General features: G+C 36.3%; 15 protein-coding genes. 4 read left to right on the top strand and 11 right to left on the bottom strand.

From position 1 onward, the window contains the following. Positions 1–2 precede the first annotated feature (2 nt). Genes IPP32_15930 through IPP32_15945 form a run of 4 tightly spaced genes read right to left on the bottom strand, consistent with a single transcriptional unit; the run spans position 3 to position 4,809 of the window. On the bottom strand, positions 3–578 hold the full coding sequence (locus IPP32_15930) for a nicotinate-nucleotide adenylyltransferase (GenBank protein ID MBL0049575.1): 576 nt from the start codon (positions 576–578) through the stop codon (positions 3–5). Between the two features lie 9 nt (positions 579–587). Beyond that, on the bottom strand, positions 588–2,417 hold the full coding sequence (locus tag IPP32_15935; GenBank protein MBL0049576.1) for a sensor histidine kinase: 1,830 nt from the start codon (positions 2,415–2,417) through the stop codon (positions 588–590). A gap of 15 nt (positions 2,418–2,432) precedes the next feature. Continuing rightward, positions 2,433–3,362, bottom strand: coding sequence for a T9SS type A sorting domain-containing protein (locus IPP32_15940; protein MBL0049577.1), 930 nt, complete (start codon positions 3,360–3,362; stop codon positions 2,433–2,435). Positions 3,363–3,411: 49 nt separating this feature from the next. Beyond that, complete coding sequence (locus tag IPP32_15945) at positions 3,412–4,809, bottom strand: hypothetical protein (GenBank protein ID MBL0049578.1); 1,398 nt, start codon at positions 4,807–4,809, stop codon at positions 3,412–3,414. Between the two features lie 82 nt (positions 4,810–4,891). Between IPP32_15945 and rimO the strand changes: the two genes are divergently transcribed. The 4 genes from rimO (at position 4,892) to bshC (IPP32_15965) (ending at position 8,625) form a co-directional block, all read left to right on the top strand. Beyond that, positions 4,892–6,202: a 30S ribosomal protein S12 methylthiotransferase RimO gene (gene rimO, locus IPP32_15950; GenBank protein MBL0049579.1), complete on the top strand. Its 1,311-nt coding sequence runs from the start codon at positions 4,892–4,894 to the stop codon at positions 6,200–6,202. A 142-nt stretch (positions 6,203–6,344) separates the two neighbouring features. After that, positions 6,345–7,022: a hypothetical protein gene (locus IPP32_15955; GenBank protein MBL0049580.1), complete on the top strand. Its 678-nt coding sequence runs from the start codon at positions 6,345–6,347 to the stop codon at positions 7,020–7,022. Between the two features lie 2 nt (positions 7,023–7,024). Further along, positions 7,025–7,756, top strand: coding sequence for a bacillithiol biosynthesis BshC (gene bshC / locus IPP32_15960; protein ID MBL0049581.1), 732 nt, complete (start codon positions 7,025–7,027; stop codon positions 7,754–7,756). After that, positions 7,756–8,625, top strand: a complete 870-nt coding sequence (gene bshC, locus IPP32_15965) for a bacillithiol biosynthesis BshC (protein ID MBL0049582.1) — start codon at positions 7,756–7,758, stop codon at positions 8,623–8,625. Before bshC (IPP32_15960) ends, bshC (IPP32_15965) begins: the two co-directional genes overlap by 1 nt. Before the next feature lie 63 nt (positions 8,626–8,688). Here bshC (IPP32_15965) and IPP32_15970 read toward each other — a convergent pair whose 3' ends face one another. The 7 genes from IPP32_15970 to IPP32_16000 all read right to left on the bottom strand — a co-directional run bounded on the left by IPP32_15970 (position 8,689) and on the right by IPP32_16000 (position 17,733). Next, positions 8,689–9,801 (bottom strand): acyl-CoA desaturase, encoded by a 1,113-nt coding sequence (locus IPP32_15970; GenBank protein MBL0049583.1) that lies wholly within the window; start codon positions 9,799–9,801, stop codon positions 8,689–8,691. A 118-nt stretch (positions 9,802–9,919) separates the two neighbouring features. After that, positions 9,920–12,031, bottom strand: a complete 2,112-nt coding sequence (locus tag IPP32_15975; GenBank protein MBL0049584.1) for a WG repeat-containing protein — start codon at positions 12,029–12,031, stop codon at positions 9,920–9,922. A gap of 14 nt (positions 12,032–12,045) precedes the next feature. Beyond that, the gene (locus IPP32_15980; GenBank protein ID MBL0049585.1) at positions 12,046–13,815 is read right to left on the bottom strand and encodes an ABC transporter ATP-binding protein; all 1,770 of its coding nucleotides are present in this window, start codon (positions 13,813–13,815) and stop codon (positions 12,046–12,048) included. A gap of 103 nt (positions 13,816–13,918) precedes the next feature. Next, a complete protein-coding gene (locus IPP32_15985) occupies positions 13,919–14,581 on the bottom strand; it encodes a CoA pyrophosphatase (protein ID MBL0049586.1) in 663 nt (220 codons plus the stop codon). A gap of 95 nt (positions 14,582–14,676) precedes the next feature. Beyond that, entirely contained in the window at positions 14,677–15,390 is a 714-nt protein-coding gene (locus IPP32_15990) for an SAM-dependent methyltransferase (GenBank protein ID MBL0049587.1), read from the bottom strand. Position 15,391: 1 nt separating this feature from the next. After that, positions 15,392–16,777 carry a tRNA uridine-5-carboxymethylaminomethyl(34) synthesis GTPase MnmE gene (mnmE, locus tag IPP32_15995; GenBank protein MBL0049588.1) on the bottom strand — a complete coding sequence of 462 codons (1,386 nt, stop codon included), beginning with the start codon at positions 16,775–16,777 and terminating at the stop codon, positions 15,392–15,394. 98 nt (positions 16,778–16,875) lie between these two features. Continuing rightward, positions 16,876–17,733, bottom strand: a complete 858-nt coding sequence (locus tag IPP32_16000; GenBank protein ID MBL0049589.1) for a hypothetical protein — start codon at positions 17,731–17,733, stop codon at positions 16,876–16,878. Between the last annotated feature and the right edge of the window lie 65 nt (positions 17,734–17,798).

Raw genomic sequence — 17,798 nt, forward strand, 5'->3', positions numbered from 1 at the left:
GTTTATTTTTTATAAAAATTCATCTCTTTCACATATTCGTAAACCGGCTCAGTTAGCAGATACCGCACATCCTTCTTTTCTTTGATAGCAGTACGAATATGGGTGGAAGATATTTCCATAAGCGGCGCATTTACATGAATTATATTTTCATGTTGAGCCAATTCCCCCCCATTCATACCTGGGCGGGGATACACATAAATTTTATAATTCGAAAGTATCTCTTTGTAATTTTTCCATTTGTGCAACGTGGTGAGATTGTCCGCTCCCATGATAAGTGCAAACTCGTTGGCAGGATATTTTTCGCCAAGATGAATAAGGGTATTAATGGTGTAGGAAGGTTGTGGCAATTTAAACTCAATATCTGAAGCTTTAAGCTTTGAATTATCTTCAACCGCTCTTCTCACAAGCGCCAAGCGATGATTATCCGCAAGCAAACTTGACTTTTCTTTGTGCGGATTATGCGGACTAACTACCAACCAAACTTTATCTAAATCGGTAAACTGAACCATGTGGTTGGCTATAACAAGATGCCCAACATGAATGGGATTGAACGAACCAAAGTATAAGCCTATTTTCATTTTAAAGTATTAAATGGGTATCTCAATTACTACAGTTGTTCCTTTGCCAAGAGTGGAATCGAAATGTACTTTTCCTTTTAAATAAGCTATACGCGATTGTATATTTTTTAATCCAATACCTTCAAAATCATTCAATTTTCGAGTATCAAAACCCACCCCATTATCCTCCACCATAGCAGTAAGTTCAGTATCGTGCCGAATTAATTGCATACTTACTTGATTCGCTTTAGCGTGTTTAATAACATTACTCACAATTTCTTGAAGTACTCTAAATAAAACTGCTTCGGTGGTAGGTTCAAGCCTTTCATTTAAGCCATTTACCTCCAAATCAATTTTTACTTTTTCACCTGTATTTAATTTTTGAACAAATTCACGCACAGCGGCAACCAACCCCAGTTTCAACAAGGCATTAGGCATCATATTGTGGCTAACTGTGCGTATTTCCTTTACTGATTCATCCACTAAATCCATAGCGTTTTTAAATTGGCTTCTTGCTTCTAAGGATTCTAAACTAATTTTATCTTCTAAGCCACTTAAATTCAATTTTGCAGCAGATAAAATTTGACCAATGCCATCGTGTAAATCTTGGGCAATACGTCGACGCTCATTTTCCTCCGCTTCAATAATGGCTTTGCTACGAATTTCTTGTTGCTTTAAAATTTCAAAATCGAGCAATGCTTGTTGCTTTAGTTTATAGCGATTGTAAAGTAAGTACGAAATAACAAGTGTTAATAAAGCTGCCCCAATAAGGAAATAAATAAGAATTCGTTTTCTCGCTGCATCCGCTTTATTCACGGCAAGTTCAGCAATTTGATTTTTAATTTGCAAATCCTTTTTTTGAGCTTCAAATTTGGTTTGCATTTCTGCAATTTGTTGCGTGCTTTCATCGTTTAGTAAACTGTCCTTTAGGGAAGAATATTTATCTAAATAAAAATAAGCCATGTCAAACTCTTTCATTTTTTCATAACAATCACCAATGGAATGATAGGCATCCTTGAGCAATGGCTTGGCTTCATTTTCGATGCAAATTTTTTCGGCTTGTGAAAAATACTCCAGCGCTTTTGAGAATTGCTTCATTTCTTTATAACTCTCTCCAATATTTAACATGGATAAAATCATTCCATAGGAATCGCTCCCCGACTTGTCAATTTCTAAACATTTTAAATAATAACCCAAAGCAATTTGCGGAGCATCCTTATATCCATAAATAGTCCCCAGGTTATTATACGAAGTTGCCAAGCAGGCTGGGTCATCAATTTCTTCTGATTTAGTTAAGGCCTTGTTATAATAAACTATTGCGCTATCAATAATTCGTAATTCAAAAAAAGAAGTTCCAATATTGTTTAGCGTGTTAGCGATACCCTTTCCAAAATTTGCCTGATTGGCCAATTGGTTGGATTTTCGGTAATACTTCATGGCCTCTGTGTAATTTTTCATGGATTTGTACACCACGCCAATATCGTTATTGCTGATGCTTTGCCCTAAAACATCATTTATACTTTCTTTCATTTTTAATGCTTCCAAATGCACTTCAATGGCTCTCGCAAAATCGCCATTATTCTTTAATACCTTACCTTTCAAACTTAAGGCATCAGCAACAGTTTTTGTTTTCTTTAATTTCTGGGCCAAAGAAATTGTTTTTTCAATGGATTCAAGCGCCTTTTCGGGTGCATTAAAGGTGTACTCTCGCGATAGTTGATACAATATTTTTAGTTTGGAAGAATCAACTAGCTCCTTATACAAGAGTGTTTTTTCAAGGGAATCAGTTGCAGATTGCTGCGCATCCAAATGCGTGTAGAAAAAAAATTGTGCGAAAATAATTAGAATTCTAAATTTCATTTTTCTTTGTCTTTTCTAATTCAAACTAAATTTTTGCACTTTAATAATTCCATTTTTTAAGTGGACTTTAATCACATAAATCCCACTGGCCAAATTCTCACGCTGCCAGGTGTATTGAAAAAGGTTATCAAAATCCTTCCTAAATACAGTTTTACCATGAAAATCCACCATTTCTAACGTCTGAATTTGATTTAAAACAGACGACTTTATGGTAAATTCATTCGAAGCAGGATTAGGAAAAATCCAGTTTGCTTTTTCTTGCTGAAATTCAGGAGTACCTAAAATCATGTTACAACTACTTTGACCTATCGGAAAAATGGTAGTACCATTTACTTTCATGCACAAGATGGAATAAATGCCGAAATCGCTCACGTAACCTGGTGAAGGCACAAGTAAGCCAAAACTTGAACCTACACCTTCGATATAATAAATATTATACAAGCTATTTATATACAGGGCTCGATGATAAAATCCGTCAATCAAAAATGAATCAATGCTGAGCACAATATCCTTTACTCCAGGGTAAGTCACTTCTAAGTAACCAGTCACTGTATCTCCCACTTGCAAGGAAAAATCGTAAAGTATTACTTCATTGGAGGAATCAGCAGGTATTATAAAAACCTTATGTAATATAGTGTCTTGGCGAATTGCTCCATAATACAAACCGGGGGAATAACCACTATTTCCACCCGAACAGGGTGCTATATAATAATTATGAACCGCTGGAGAGCTAAGTCTATGATAAATTAAATTATTTATAAGCGTATCTCCGTCGTATAAAATTGATCGATCGCTTACAGCTGAACCATTCGAAATAAAACAATGGAAATCACTTCGTGTATTCCAAACTACATTCGCATCAGGCATTGGAAAATAGCGGCTCGTTTGAGCTCTACCCGATTGTTGTAAAAAACCTACTAAAAGCAAAAAAGTAAAATATCTCAATGCAACTAATTTTAGACTAAAATACTGATTTCATGCAACATTCATTGTCTTATTTATTACTGGCCTTTATTTTAATGCTTTGAAGCCTAAAATATGCCGCCTCTCCCCTGTTTATCCAATCTGTAGTATCGGAAGAAATATCAAAACTATAAATTGAAATAGGTATATTCGAAAGCGAATCAAGCAGGCAATATTTACTTGCTGCGCTTTTGCAGGAAGCAATATTTGTATAACGTTGCTGCATTTCAATATGATATAAATTTGCTGTTCCCTTCACAATATCCTTTGAAACGTGTAAAAGATTTCCTCTTATAAAAAGTGAACAAAACAAGAGCAGAAATAAGGTATTTTTAAAGTGCGTGCTCATTTCTTCAAGTCGCAGCAAAAGTTGATGTTGAGAATAGGATACAATCCATACATATAAATTCACAAACCAATACAAAATAAAAAAGAAACAAGCAGCATTAAGCGTGCGGTGTTGCCCTAAAATACCAGTACTCCAATAGGCCGGAAAAACAGAAATAAAAATTAATCCCACCAAAATTAGGAGGCTTAATTTAGGGGGAATGCTCAATTTATTTAGAAAAAAGGATTTTACTGAATGCAATTTAAGCGCAATAGGAATAAACAATAATGAAGAAAAAAACAAGGGATAAGATGAAATCCATGTCAGCAAAAAACGCAGTGTTTGAATACCGGAATACCCAAGTGAATGCAACAGCTGATGTGCGTTTTTAAAGTGTGCCGACCGCCCTTCATTACCTGGAGCAAACACAACAATTAAAGCACTCACCACCAACACAGCACTTAAAGCGATAAACCATTTAGGTCTATAATAAATGAGGCATAAAAAATGCAAAAACAAAAGCTGCAACATGGCGGTTTCGTTAAATCCAACAATGCAAAACAATTCTAATCCCAATAAAATCGCATCGCTTTGTCTATTTATGAAAAAAGTTTTTCGAGTAAATCGCAACAAATGGGTAATATAAATCAATGTCAAAATACATGCTCCCTGATAACTCACTGCCCCGGTATACCAATAAATTCCTTGCGCCAATTGAGGCATTTGAATTAAAAAAAGGAGGCAAAGTAATAGGCTCCACGACACCAACTGTATTTTGGATAAGAAGCCCTTAAAGACTTCTATTAAAAAGAACCACATGGAAAAAAAAGTAAAGAGAATTAATAGCAACGGAATATATTGATACCCCTTAAAACTATTAAAGGCAATAGGGTTGCAAAACATCAACACATTTGAAAAATAACGCCCATTCCAATTAAAATAATCTCGCTTGCAACTTGCTATAATTCCGAATTCTTTGCTGCTCCATGCATACGCATAATCGTCAGCAGATGGATGACAATAGAATGCAACCCATAAAAATGGGAAAACAGCTGCCAAAAGCAGTATTAAAGCAAGTAATTGTGGCTTGTTAGGCTTCATCCGAATTAAGAATTCAAACATAGCTAAAAACAAGCGGTAATTAAACAATTAGCAATACCTTTGCCACTCAAAAAAAATAGGTTTGAAAACAAAAACGCTCAAAAAGAATAAAGTAAATGTGGTAACTTTGGGTTGCTCTAAAAATATTGTTGATAGTGAGATTTTGATGGGCCAGCTCAAAGCGAACAACTTTGAAGTAGAGCATGAAAGCAAGCGTGACGATGCCAGCATTGTAATAATTAACACTTGTGGCTTCATCGATAATGCTAAACAAGAAAGCATCGACACCATTTTACGCTACGCGGATGCTAAAACTGCCGGAATGGTGGATAAACTCTATGTTACCGGATGCCTGAGTGAACGCTACAAACCTGAGCTGGAAAAAGAAATTCCAAATGTTGACGCGTATTTTGGAACCAGAGATTTACCTAAATTATTAAAAACCTTAAAAGCCGATTACAAAAAAGAATTGGTTGGAGAGCGCTTACTTACTACTCCGCAGCATTTTGCCTATTTTAAAATTTCTGAAGGTTGCGATCGCCCTTGCTCTTTTTGTGCCATTCCATTGATGCGCGGAAACCATATTTCAACTCCTATTGAAGAATTGGTGAAACAAGCCAAAAACCTTGCAAAAAATGGTACAAAAGAACTGATGCTAATAGCACAGGATTTGACGTACTACGGATTGGATATTTACAAAAAGCGAAATTTATCCGAATTATTAAATCAATTGAGTGATGTTGAAGGCATTGAATGGATTCGATTGCATTATGCTTTTCCAAGTGGCTTTCCGATGGATATTTTGGACGTGATGAAGGAGAAGAATAATATTTGCAATTACTTGGATATGCCTTTACAACACATTACTGATAACATGTTAAAAAGCATGCGCCGTGGAACAACCAAACAAAAAACAATTGATTTGGTAAATCAAATTCGCGATAAAGTTCCGGATATTGCTTTGCGCACTACACTTATTGCCGGCTATCCGGGCGAAACTGAAAAAGATTTTGAGGAAATGAAAGAATGGGTAAGCCAATCGCGCTTTGATCGTTTAGGAATTTTCACTTATTCGCATGAAGAAAATACGCATGCCCATTTATTAAACGATGATGTTCTTGAGGAAGTAAAACAAGAACGTGCTGAAGCAGTAATGGAACTGCAACAAGGAATATCGTACGAATTAAATCAGAAAAAAATCAGCAAGAAATTTAAAGTGCTGGTAGATAAAAAAGAAGGAGAATATTACCTAGCCCGCACAGAGTATGATTCACCTGAAGTGGACAATGAAGTTTTGATTAAAGCAAATGAAAATTATTTACGGATTGGTGATTTTGCTGAAGTCGAAATTACACGTGCGGAAGATTATGATTTGTATGGAAAACTTGTTTAATATCAACCCTTTAATACTATTTTGATTCCACAATAATTCTTGCATTCTGGGTATGGAAAATTTTATTCCGAATGCGGTATACGTAACTTAATGAACGACTCTCATGCAGTGCTACCCTTGTTTTATCAACTAAATTAAACCCATGATTCAAGCTGTTTTAATTTTACACATTATAGCCGGTTCATTTGCTTTGCTTAGTGGTCCGCTGGCAATTGCTTTTAAACATGGTGGAAAATTACATCGTCTCTTTGGGAAGATTTTCTTTTTTGCGATGATGACAGTTGCCATTTCTGCAGTGATTGTAGGGCTGGCGCATAAAAATTATTTTCTTTTTATTGTAGCCATTTTTAGTGCTTATTTGGTAAGTTCCGGTTATCGCATTTTATACTTAAAGAAATTGCATAAAGAACAAAAACCTCAAGGCATTGATTATGCCATTAGTGGCACCATGCTTGCATTTTCTATTGCCTTTTTGATTTGGGGGAGCTACCTCGCTTATCATAAACAAAGTTTCAGCATTGTATTTTTTACGTTTGGTATAATTTCATTTTTATTGGTGAGGAATGACCGTAAACTCTTTACTGCAAAAAACCTCGAAAAAAACTATTGGCTTTTTGCCCACATCAATAAAATGATTGCCGGAATCATTGCAGCATTTACCGCATTTCTTGTTGTGAATGTGCAATTCCAACCCAGTTTTATAGTTTGGATAGCACCAACGCTCGCAGGCGGATTTGTGATTCGCCATTATACTAAACAATACCGTCAAAAAATAAATAAAGGAAGCCAGGTTGAGCAACTGGTGGAGTTAAAAAAATAATTATGCCAACTCAAAAATCAACCATAAGCTACGCGCAAAGCAATTACTTTTCAAAACTAATTTTGGAATATATTTCAGGAAGTGATAAACTCAACTACTTTTATAACGCAAAACCCGAAATAGCCTCTTTTTCTGCTATAATTGAAGCAAAATCCAAAGAGACCATTAATCGAAACTTGTTGTATGAAGTGATTGACCAGCAGTATAAAAATGGCAATTGCACTGTACCTAACGCTAATCTGCAGCTGTTAAGTCAAGAAAATACATTTACGGTTACTACAGGGCATCAACTCTGTTTGTTCACCGGTCCCCTCTATTTTATTTATAAAATAATCTCAACCATCAATCTTGCGGAAGCGCTCAAAGCTAATTATCCCAACTTTAATTTTGTCCCATTTTATTGGATGGCCAGTGAAGACCATGATTTTGCTGAAGTAAATCACATCCATGTTTTTGGAAAGAAAATTGAATTTAATCCGACGATGCCCACAAGTTCTATACCGGTTGGTAAAATTTCTACCGAAGGCATTCAAGTTGTGCTAGATGAAATAAAATCCATTTTGGGTGAAAGTGAGTCTGCTAAACAGTTAGTAGCCTTATTTGACAATGCTTACAAAAATTCTAAAAATTTAGCAGATGCCACCCGTATTTTAGTTCATTCACTATTTGGACACTATGGCTTGGTGGTTTTAGATGCAGATGACGCTCGCTTAAAAAAGAATTTGCGTCTATAATGCTCGATGATATTAAAAATCAAAGCAATCACAAGCTGGTTAATGAAAGTATTTCAAAACTAGAAGAACAAGGGTTTAAGGCGCAAGTGAATCCGCGCGGAATTAATTGTTTTTATATGAAGGATTCGTTTCGAGAACGAATAATCTTTGAAGCAGATGTTTATAAAATCAATAATACCGAACTTGTATTCAATGCATCAGAAATGGAAACGGAGTTGCAAAATTTCCCCGAACGATTTAGCCCCAATGTTGTGTTGCGTCCACTTTATCAGGAAAAAATACTTCCCAATTTAGCCTATATTGGCGGCGGTGGTGAATTAGCCTATTGGCTAGAATATAAATCCATGTTTGAATTTCATAACATTCCATTTCCGGTTTTACTATTGCGCAACTCTTTACTTTGGATAGATAAAGCTTCCGCTGATAAATGGCAAAAATTTAGTTTTGGTGATAGCGATTATTTTTTAGCTGTAGATGAGCTAATCAAGAGCTATATGGCTAAGAACAGTGACGATATAAATTTAATGGAAGAACAAGAAAACATAAAATCCATATTTGCTTCTATTGCTGCAAAAGCACAAAAAAAGGACCCTACCTTAAAAGCGTCGGCTGATGCTGAATTGCAAAAAGCCCTTAGCTCGTTAAGCAACCTGGAAAACAAAATGCTTAAAGCCGAAAAACAAAAACAAGAGACTTCCTTAAATCAGCTTAAAAAAATTAAAGAGAAATTGTTTCCTGCAGGTGAATTGCAAGAGCGTTACGATAACTTATCTAACCTTTACCTAAAGCATGGGAATGCTTTTATTCAAGAAGTAAAAGACAACCTAAATCCGCTTGATGTGAATTTTACACTTTTGATGGAAAAATAAATTTGATTAAAACCGAAATTCTATCCGAATAAATAAAGGTTACAAAAGGATTTAATTTATTAATTAGCCAATTGCCTCATTCAAATCGGGCAATTTTCCAAATCGTTTTAAGGTTTCGATATGCGAACGGATGGCTTGCCAAAGTGTTTTATTTTCTAAATAAGGTACCCCAAATTCTTCGGCAGTGCTTTTTACAATTTCAGATATCTCGGAATAATGCATGTGGGATATTTTTGGAAATAAATGATGCTCCACTTGAAAATTTAAACCACCAACATACCAAGAAATAAACTTATTGTGTCGTGCAAAATTCACTGTTGTATTCATTTGATGAATGGCCCAATTGTTTTCAATAACACCTTCTTCATTTGGCAACGGATGACTGGTGCCCTCCACCGTATGCGCCAATTGAAAGGTAACTGTTAAAACAATTCCGGCAACAAAATGCATAAGCACAAAACCACATGCTACTTGCCATAAAGGAACACTAAAAAATAAAGTAGGCACCACCAAAACAACAAACGTGTAAATCAATTTAACGAGCACAATTTTCAAAAGGCTAACTCTATTTTGTGCTTTTGTATTATTATTAACGCCTTGTTTTTTGTACATCGAAAATTGCACAAAATCCTTCAATAATATCCAATACAAAGTTGTGATACCATAAAACAAAAAAGCATACACCCATTGAAACCGATGATAGGATTTTACTTCACTGTGCGGCGAAAAACGAAGCATTGGTTTATCTGAAATGTCATCATCCATATCCGCAACATTGGTATACGTATGATGCAAAATATTGTGCTGCAATTTCCAATTAAAGGTGGATGCTCCCAATAAATTGAGAATGCTCCCCATCCAAAAATTAATTTTAGGATTCTCTGAGTAAGCGCCATGATTGGCATCGTGCATAACACTCATTCCTACACCTGCCAAACCAAAACCCATAATAAACCAATGAAACATGCTAAGCCCAAATGGAGGATTGGTTAGCAATATTAAAACAAATGGCACAATGTAAACGGCAAGCAATACTATTGTTTTAATTACCATTCCTGTATTTGCATATTTTGAAATATGATTCTTTTCGAAATACGAATCAACTCTTTCCTTTAAGGTTGGGAAAAACAAACTTTTATCTTTTTGAACGAACTTTACTTGTCCTTTTTTTTTCATCTGAAATATATAGCATCCTTCTATAACGCACAAAAGAATGGTAATCTTACCAAAGATACACAAATTTATGGTATTCGCTTAAAATCCTTTAAGGACGCGGCACTACAAAGAATAATTCTTAATAACCCGATTCCTTCCAAATATATTTTTGTGTACTTAATTTGTACCAAGCGAGTTTATCGTTGTGTTCCAACAACAGTAAATCTTTAGTTAAATCCGGAGCTTTATTGAGCTCAATAGGAAGAACTATTTCACCCTTTGATGAGATAACACCATATTTCCCATTTAGTTCAACTCCGGCAAACATTTTATAAAATTCCGATATGGCATCCCACTCAAATGGAATAACTACTTTCCCTAATAAATCGATACAACCCATTTTATTTTTCTGCTTCGCCCTAAAAAGCCCTTCGCTACTAGTGGCCAAATATTGGTATTTGTATGGTATTAGCACTTTTAAATTTGAATCGAGTAATCCCCATTTTGATTTCTTTTGAGCAGCATAATAGCCATTTTCCAGATAGGAAATTGATTCAAATTCGAGTGGAACTACAATTTTATTTTTAACATTTATAAAACCAACTTTTCCCCTTAATTGTACTCTGGTAATGCCGTTCATGAAATTATCCAAGGCCTTACCGTTACTTGTATACTCATACATAAAAGGAATTACCAGTTTTCCGGAGTCATTAACATATCCTAATTTCTCATCCTTTACCACCGCCGCAAACCCTTCTTTAAACTCATCCACGCGATCAAATTCAAAAGGCAACAAAATGCTATCCTTCACTGAAATCAATCCATAGTAATCTCCCAGCTGAACTTTTGCTTTTCCGTTTTCAAAATTATCCGCCCAATCATATTTTTCGGGGATAACTATTAGTCCTTGCTTATTGATAAATCCCGATTTTTGATTTGACTCCACTTGAGCAAAACCATTTTTGAAATTATTCATGTTGTCAAATTTAAAAGGGACAATCTGCTTGCCCTTTGTATCAAAACAACCATATTTACTGCCTTTCCTTACAACTGAAACTCCTTCTGAATAATCATTCACATCCTCATAAATAGCCGGAATAATAAATTTTCCAAGCTTATTAATAACGCCGTATTTTGAATTAATCTTAACCACTGCTAATCCAGCAACAAACTTTTCGGCTTCCTCGAATTGAAAATCAATTACAGTCTTGCCTTGCTTATCGATATAGCCCATTTTACCTTGTAATTCAACCACAGCTAAGCCTTCGAAAAAATCTTCCATCCAATCAAACTTAGGGGCAATAAAAACATTTCCACTACTATCCACACAGCCCCACTTACCGTTTTCACGAATTTTATACACTTCCTTTTGTGAAAGTTCCAACTCACTTGTAACAAATTGCTTATCCGGAAAATTGGGGTATTTTTCAACAAATCGTTGAATAGATTCGACACTAAAATCTTGTGTAGACAGTTGATATAAATATTTCCAGGCTATAGGAATATTTCTGTTTTTAGGATATTTGGTAATAAATGCATTGAGCTGATTTTCAGTGCGGGATTTTGTTGATTTTGAAAAGATGGAATCCTCGGCAATACCGGTATATGGATTTGTAGGATATTTTAAAATAAAGCGCTCATACTCCACTATTGAATTGTGAACAGTTTCGGATTTAAAAAGCTGGCGTTCAAAATCCTTTTTGGCATCCAATGCCTGCTTAGAATCCGGATAAATTTCTAAGAAGTTTTGAAAGGAAGTTACCGTTCCTTCTTTCTTTGCCATTTCGTAAGCGAGCTGACTTCTTAACTCAACTGCCTCTTTTCTCTCTTTTGCATGTAGATGTTGATCAATAAATTTTGAATAACCCAAAATGCTTTTCAGCTTTTTGGTTTCAACAAATGCAAGTGAATCAATTGCTTGTTGGAATGCCAGTATTTGCAAGGAGTCGATGTTAAATTGGAGCAATTTTTTTTTCCCTTTTGGTGTAACAAGTGCGTAACTCGAACCGGCACGCATTGCATAGGTGTAAGCAGAATCAAGATTATAAAAAGGATTATCGTGTCGTGCAAAAATTTGAGCCAATCCATAGCAAGCCGGTGCAGGATTTTTTTTCAGCGCCCTTTCAAACTGATGCTTGGCTTCAAAATAGTTGTAAATATGAAGCGCCTGAAACCCCCTTTCAATTTTGGATGGAATTATAAATGCGCACAGTAAGAAAAAGCATACAATGAAAAATAAGTTACGCTTCATTTCTTATTAATGGCTTAGTTAGCATGTGCCATAGAGGGTGTACGTTCACGTTCACCAATTTGCTGACGCCACATGGCATAATACAATCCTTTCATATTCAACAATTCATCGTGCTTACCTTGCTCCACAATTTGACCGCGCTCCAAGACAATAATTTTATCGGCATGCATCACCGTCGACAATCGATGTGCAATCAATACAGTTAAATGACTTCTGTTTTCAGAAATCGATTTTATTGTTCCGCTAATTTCCTTTTCAGTGAGCGAATCTAAAGCTGAAGTGGCTTCATCAAATACGATCAAACTTGGCTTGCGTAAAAGCGCACGCGCAATCGACAAGCGTTGCTTTTCTCCCCCCGATACTTTCACACCACCTTCACCAATCACTGTATCCAAGCCTTTATCGGCACGCGCCAATAAACTCTGACAAGCAGCTTTATTGAGCATTTCCATGCATTCTTCATCCGTTGCTCCTGGCCTTACAAATAATAAATTTTCACGAATACTTCCCGAAAACAATTGCGTATCCTGTGTTACAAAACCAATTTGCTCGCGCAAACGATCCAAGTCAATTTCATTTCCATCGGCACCGTTATAGAGAATTTTTCCGGAGTCAGGCCGATACAAGCCCACTAATAATTTCACCATAGTGGTTTTACCCGATCCTGAGGGACCAACAAATGCAATGGTTTCGCCTTTGTTCATTTCAAAAGAAATATCGTTTAAAGCCGGACTGCTTGCCGATTGATGCTTAAATACAATATGACTAAATGAGAGGTTTTGCACTTCGGTAATCACAATAGGATTCTCCGGTTTGGGCTCAACAGGTGTTTGAAGGATAGCGTTAAAATTATCTAAAGATACCTCGGCTTCGCGGTAAGTGCTAATGATATTGCCTAATTCCTGTAGTGGGCCGAAAATAAAAAAGGAATAAATCTGCAACGAAAATAATTGCCCCAATGTCATGGTATCGGCAAAAATGAGGTACAGCAATAAAAACAAAATACAGCTTCTTAAAAAGTTCACAAAGGTTCCTTGAATAAAGCTGATGCTTCGGATATAACGCACCTTTTTTAATTCCAAACCCAGAATTTTTGTGGTCGTTCCATTTAGTCGGTTTATTTCTTGTTCGGCCAATCCCAAACTCTTTACCAACTCGATATTACGCAGCGATTCGGTTGTGGAGCCCGCCAATGCTGTTGTTTCGCCTACAATTTTTTTCTGAATGATTTTGATTCGCTTACTCAATAACGAAGTAATAAAGCCTAAGATAGGTACAGCAGCAAAATACACTACCGCAATGATCCAATGAATCCGAATGGCATAAATCATCACAAAAACTACACCCACTAAGGAGGTAAATAAGATGCTGATAAATGCAAAAATTAATTTCTCCACATCGGTTCTCACTTTTTGCAACTTACCTAACGTTTCACCACTTCTTTGATCTTCGAATACTTTGTAAGGTAGCTTTAGGGAATGATTCAACCCATCAGAATAAATCTGAGCTCCTAATTTTTGTGTAATCACATTTACATAATAATCCTGAAAATTTTTTGCAATGCGCGACATCATTGCAGCACCCATAGATAAAAGAATCATCCCTCCTATACCTTTTATGAATTCATCCTTGCTGTAGCGATGGGGACCGGTGGCATAATTATCCACAATGTGCTTAAATACTAAGGGATCTAATAAAGAAAATATTTGATTTATGGCTGCGAGGGTAAGCGCTAAAACCAGCAACTTCCAATAATTTTTTAAATAAGAATATAATAATTTCATGTTGAATTTGGTTTACCATGCACGCAACACAAACTGCAACTTAACAAATTGCGCAGCGGCAAAAGGGTGGATTATTTTTTGGGTTTTAAACCCCGCAAAGGTATCAAATATTTTGACTGACTACAGCTTTATGAATTTCCGCAAATTCACTTAAAATCATTGCAGTTGCTCCCCACACATGATGCCCGCCAATGTTGAAATAGGGAACTTTAACTTGAGTCAAATCATGCGCATTTAATCCGCGGCTTAAGTCCATTATTTTATGTTGTCTTAACGTATCTTCCAGCAGCACTGATGTTGCAACATCAATCAGCTCAGCAACTTCTCTTTCATTCCTTTTAAAAGAAAGAGGACCTTTTGCAATACCAACTGCAGGATGTACCAAAAAATTACTGGGTGGAATATAAAGCGAAGTGAGCGTACCAATGATTTCAATGTTAGTTTTTGAAACACCAATTTCCTCCTCAGTTTCGCGCAAAGCAGTCTCTAAAGGGTTCGCATCCCCTGCTTCAATTTTACCTCCTGGTAAGCTTATCTGCCCACTGTGAATTCCTTCATACGAAGTGCGTAAGGTTAGCACAAAATGAGGAACTCCGCTAAGCTCATACAATAAAATCAAAACACTCCCTTCGCGATAGTCCTTAATAGTTTTTAAATAATGCTCAGATGACAAACGGTGCGCGGGAGCCATTTGCTGATGCGCCGCAGCCCCAGGTAAAGGTCCAGATAATTGCTGTTTTAAACGAAGGATGTACTCCGGATGCATAAGTTTAAAAATAGGTATTGATCCAACTAAACGATTTCGTTAACATTTCAAAGATAAAAAAGCTAGATAAAATTAAACGCTAGAATCAATCGCGCTTATTTATAAAGTAAAAAGATAGCCGGTCGCTTATGCAAATTGGGGACTTGTCGCTTCCATTCAGCAATTGATTTTGTTTTTATCATTTCGCTCGGAAGACTTATATCCACAGCGATACACAAAAGTGTGTGGTTGCTGCAATTTTTTAATAAATCTTCAACCAGATGATTGTTGCGAAAGGGTGTTTCAATAAATAGTTGCGTTTGATGCTGACTTTGCACAATTTTTTCGAGTTCCTTTATTTTACGAACGCGCTCGCTTCTATCTATTGGAAGATATCCTTGAAAAGCAAAACTTTGTCCGTTAAAACCAGATCCCATCAGGGCTAGCAAGATGGATGAAGGTCCTACCAAAGGCACAACTTCTATATTTTGCTGATGTGCCCATTTTACAGCTTCGGCACCCGGATCGGCAATGCCCGGACAACCTGCTTCAGAAATAACACCTAAGTTTTTGCCTTGTTTCAAACATTGCATGCTTTCTGCCAATGCTGCAAAATCGGTATGCTTATTTAAAAGATGTAGCTTTATTTCTTGCAATGGCTTTTTAATTCCAAGCTTTTTCAAATACTGTCTTGCCCATTTTTCATTTTCAACCAAGTACTCGTCAATCTCGTTCACAATGGCATACACACTTGCAGGAATGCTAGCGAGTGGATCTACTTCACCTAAGGTAGTTGGGATTAAATACAATTTTGCTTTTGCTTTTTCCATGTTACTTTCCGATACAAAAGCGTGAAAAAATTGAATCTAAAACGTCTTCATTAGAAATCTCACCACTCAGTTCACCCAAAAACTCAAGTGCTCTGCGTAAATCCAATGCAATTAATTCGGTAGTAATTTTATTATCAATTCCAATTAATACTTCGTCCAGCGCATTAGATGCTTTTTGCAAACCTTCGTAATGCCTGAGGTTAGTAATAATTTGAGAATGCTGTGTTTCCTCTCCATCAAATAACAATTTATTTAGCGCTGTTTTTAGCTCCTCAATTCCTGATTTATTTTTTGCGGAGGCCAATACCACATTTTTTTGCACCTTCAAAAGTGCTAAAGAACTTTCGCTGCACAAATCACTCTTATTGGCAATTAATAAAAAAGGAATTTCAAATACGGATGCTGCGTTCAACTCGTTTGTTAAATCCTGTGAAGTTATAATTTGAGAGGCATCTGAAACATAAAGTAAAATACGTGCATTCTTAATTTTTTCATAACTCTTCTCCACTCCCATTTTCTCAATTTCATCCTCTGCAACACGCAACCCGGCAGTATCAATAAAACGAAAAGCAACTCCATTTACATTCAATACCTCTTCAATTGTATCACGTGTGGTTCCAGCAATGTGGCTCACCAAAGCCCGTTCCTCATTCAATAAAGTATTTAACAAAGTCGATTTTCCGGCGTTAGGTTTTCCTGCAATGGCAACCGGAACGCCATTCTTTAATACATTTCCTAAACGAAACGATTCAATGAGCGGCCGCAATTGCGCTTGTACTAATTTTACCAAACTTACAAATTGGCTACGGTTGGCAAACTCAACGTCTTCTTCTGAAAAATCTAACTCCAACTCCAATAAGGCAGCAAAATCAATTAATTGTTGTCGGAGTTGCTGAATATCCTTACTAAATCCGCCCCGCATCTGTTGTAAGGCCAAGCGATGCGCTGCTTCATTATCGGCAGCAATTACATCCGCTACAGCCTCCGCCTGACTTAAATCCATCTTTCCATTAAAAAATGCACGCATGGTAAATTCACCGGGCCTCGCCATCCTTAGCCCGTTTCGCAAGAGCAAACCAATAATTTGTTGCTGAATATAGGGTGAACCATGGCAGGAAATTTCTACCGTATTTTCACCTGTAAAGGATTTAGTGCCTAAGAAAACGCTTACTAACACTTCATCTATGATTTTTTCACCGTCGCGAATCGTTCCAAAATGCAGGCTATGTGTTTTTGATGCATTTAGCTTTTGCTTGCCACCTACCCCGTAAAAAACCTTTGCACACTGAGTCAATGCATCTTTTCCTGAAACTCGAATTATAGAAATTGCTCCAATTCCGGGTGCTGTTGCCAGCGCAACAATCGTATCGTCGGGATATTTTTTCATGTGTGAACTAGCTGCAATCTAAACAAAAATTGCAGGTTGCGAAATAATGGAAATTAGCTGAATAGTACTAGTAAAAAAGCAAAGCCTCCGCCGGAAAATTATTTATCCTCCTTCTTCTCGCCTTTTGAGGCGTGTTCAATAGCTTTCGATAAATCCTTTAAGTCATCCTTTGAAAAGTACTTACCCATTGAGTGATCTGCATACACAATTTCACCATTGTGTGGATCCACCACAAATACCGATTTTACAGCTGTAGCCGATAATTGCAAATAATAAAAAGAGGAATCACCACTTTCAATCAAACGTTCAATTGTTTCCTTTTTACAAAATTCAGTCTTATTGGCATAGGTCTTTTTAAAATCTTCTTCATCCATCTTATCCCCGATAATTTCGGGACATATCAACAAAATGCGCTCTTTAATTTTTCCGGCTTGGTGCTTATAATTTTTTTCTAACAGTTCGCGCATTTTTTCCAAATCGCCCTTAATTTCTTCGGTCTGCACTTTTGTAACCGTAGCAATTATCGATTGCACCATATTTTTAACCCGGTAAGAACAATTGTACATGACTAATTCATTTTGAAAATGGTTGGTTGGACAATAGGCTAGCATATCAATAAATTCGTAACCACTCAAAGTTGCTTTTCCTCCATTTACTAGTGCAAGACAATTGTACAATTCCTCCGATTCTTCAGTGCTCATATTTACCAGTAATAAAAAGGAAGCCTTTTTATCGCGCAGTTTTTTATTTAAATCCTTTTTGTAATTGATAAATTTATAGGGTGTTAGCTTCCAATACTTTTTAATGGCATGCACCATACTTGAATCATAAGCAGCATTATCGGTCAAAACAATATAGGTGGTAGATGCAATAAATCGCTCATAATCATTGGTCATTTTAAAACCTAAGGAGGCATATTGGGCTGAGCAATGGAGTGATAAAGCAACTAAAATCAAGAGTAGATTTTTTTTTCATAAAAAAGGTGTTTGAATTACTTTACTTTTTATTGGAACAAAATTAG

The sequence above is a fragment of the Bacteroidota bacterium genome (assembly GCA_016721765.1).
Classification (GTDB): domain Bacteria; phylum Bacteroidota; class Bacteroidia; order UBA4408; family UBA4408; genus UBA4408.

What these genes read in the sequence shown, in the direction of transcription:
- IPP32_15980 (MBL0049585.1), bottom strand. Translation starts at nt 13,815, where the DNA reads ATGAAATTATTATATTCTTATTTAAAAAATTATTGGAAGTTGCTGGTT.
- IPP32_15990 (MBL0049587.1), bottom strand. Translation starts at nt 15,390, where the DNA reads ATGGAAAAAGCAAAAGCAAAATTGTATTTAATCCCAACTACCTTAGGT.
- mnmE (MBL0049588.1), bottom strand. Translation starts at nt 16,777, where the DNA reads ATGAAAAAATATCCCGACGATACGATTGTTGCGCTGGCAACAGCACCC.
- IPP32_15985 (MBL0049586.1), bottom strand. Translation starts at nt 14,581, where the DNA reads ATGCATCCGGAGTACATCCTTCGTTTAAAACAGCAATTATCTGGACCT.
- bshC (MBL0049582.1), top strand. Translation starts at nt 7,756, where the DNA reads ATGCTCGATGATATTAAAAATCAAAGCAATCACAAGCTGGTTAATGAA.
- IPP32_15975 (MBL0049584.1), bottom strand. Translation starts at nt 12,031, where the DNA reads ATGAAGCGTAACTTATTTTTCATTGTATGCTTTTTCTTACTGTGCGCA.
- IPP32_15935 (MBL0049576.1), bottom strand. Translation starts at nt 2,417, where the DNA reads ATGAAATTTAGAATTCTAATTATTTTCGCACAATTTTTTTTCTACACG.
- bshC (MBL0049581.1), top strand. Translation starts at nt 7,025, where the DNA reads ATGCCAACTCAAAAATCAACCATAAGCTACGCGCAAAGCAATTACTTT.
- IPP32_15945 (MBL0049578.1), bottom strand. Translation starts at nt 4,809, where the DNA reads ATGAAGCCTAACAAGCCACAATTACTTGCTTTAATACTGCTTTTGGCA.
- IPP32_15930 (MBL0049575.1), bottom strand. Translation starts at nt 578, where the DNA reads ATGAAAATAGGCTTATACTTTGGTTCGTTCAATCCCATTCATGTTGGG.
- IPP32_15955 (MBL0049580.1), top strand. Translation starts at nt 6,345, where the DNA reads ATGATTCAAGCTGTTTTAATTTTACACATTATAGCCGGTTCATTTGCT.
- IPP32_15970 (MBL0049583.1), bottom strand. Translation starts at nt 9,801, where the DNA reads ATGAAAAAAAAAGGACAAGTAAAGTTCGTTCAAAAAGATAAAAGTTTG.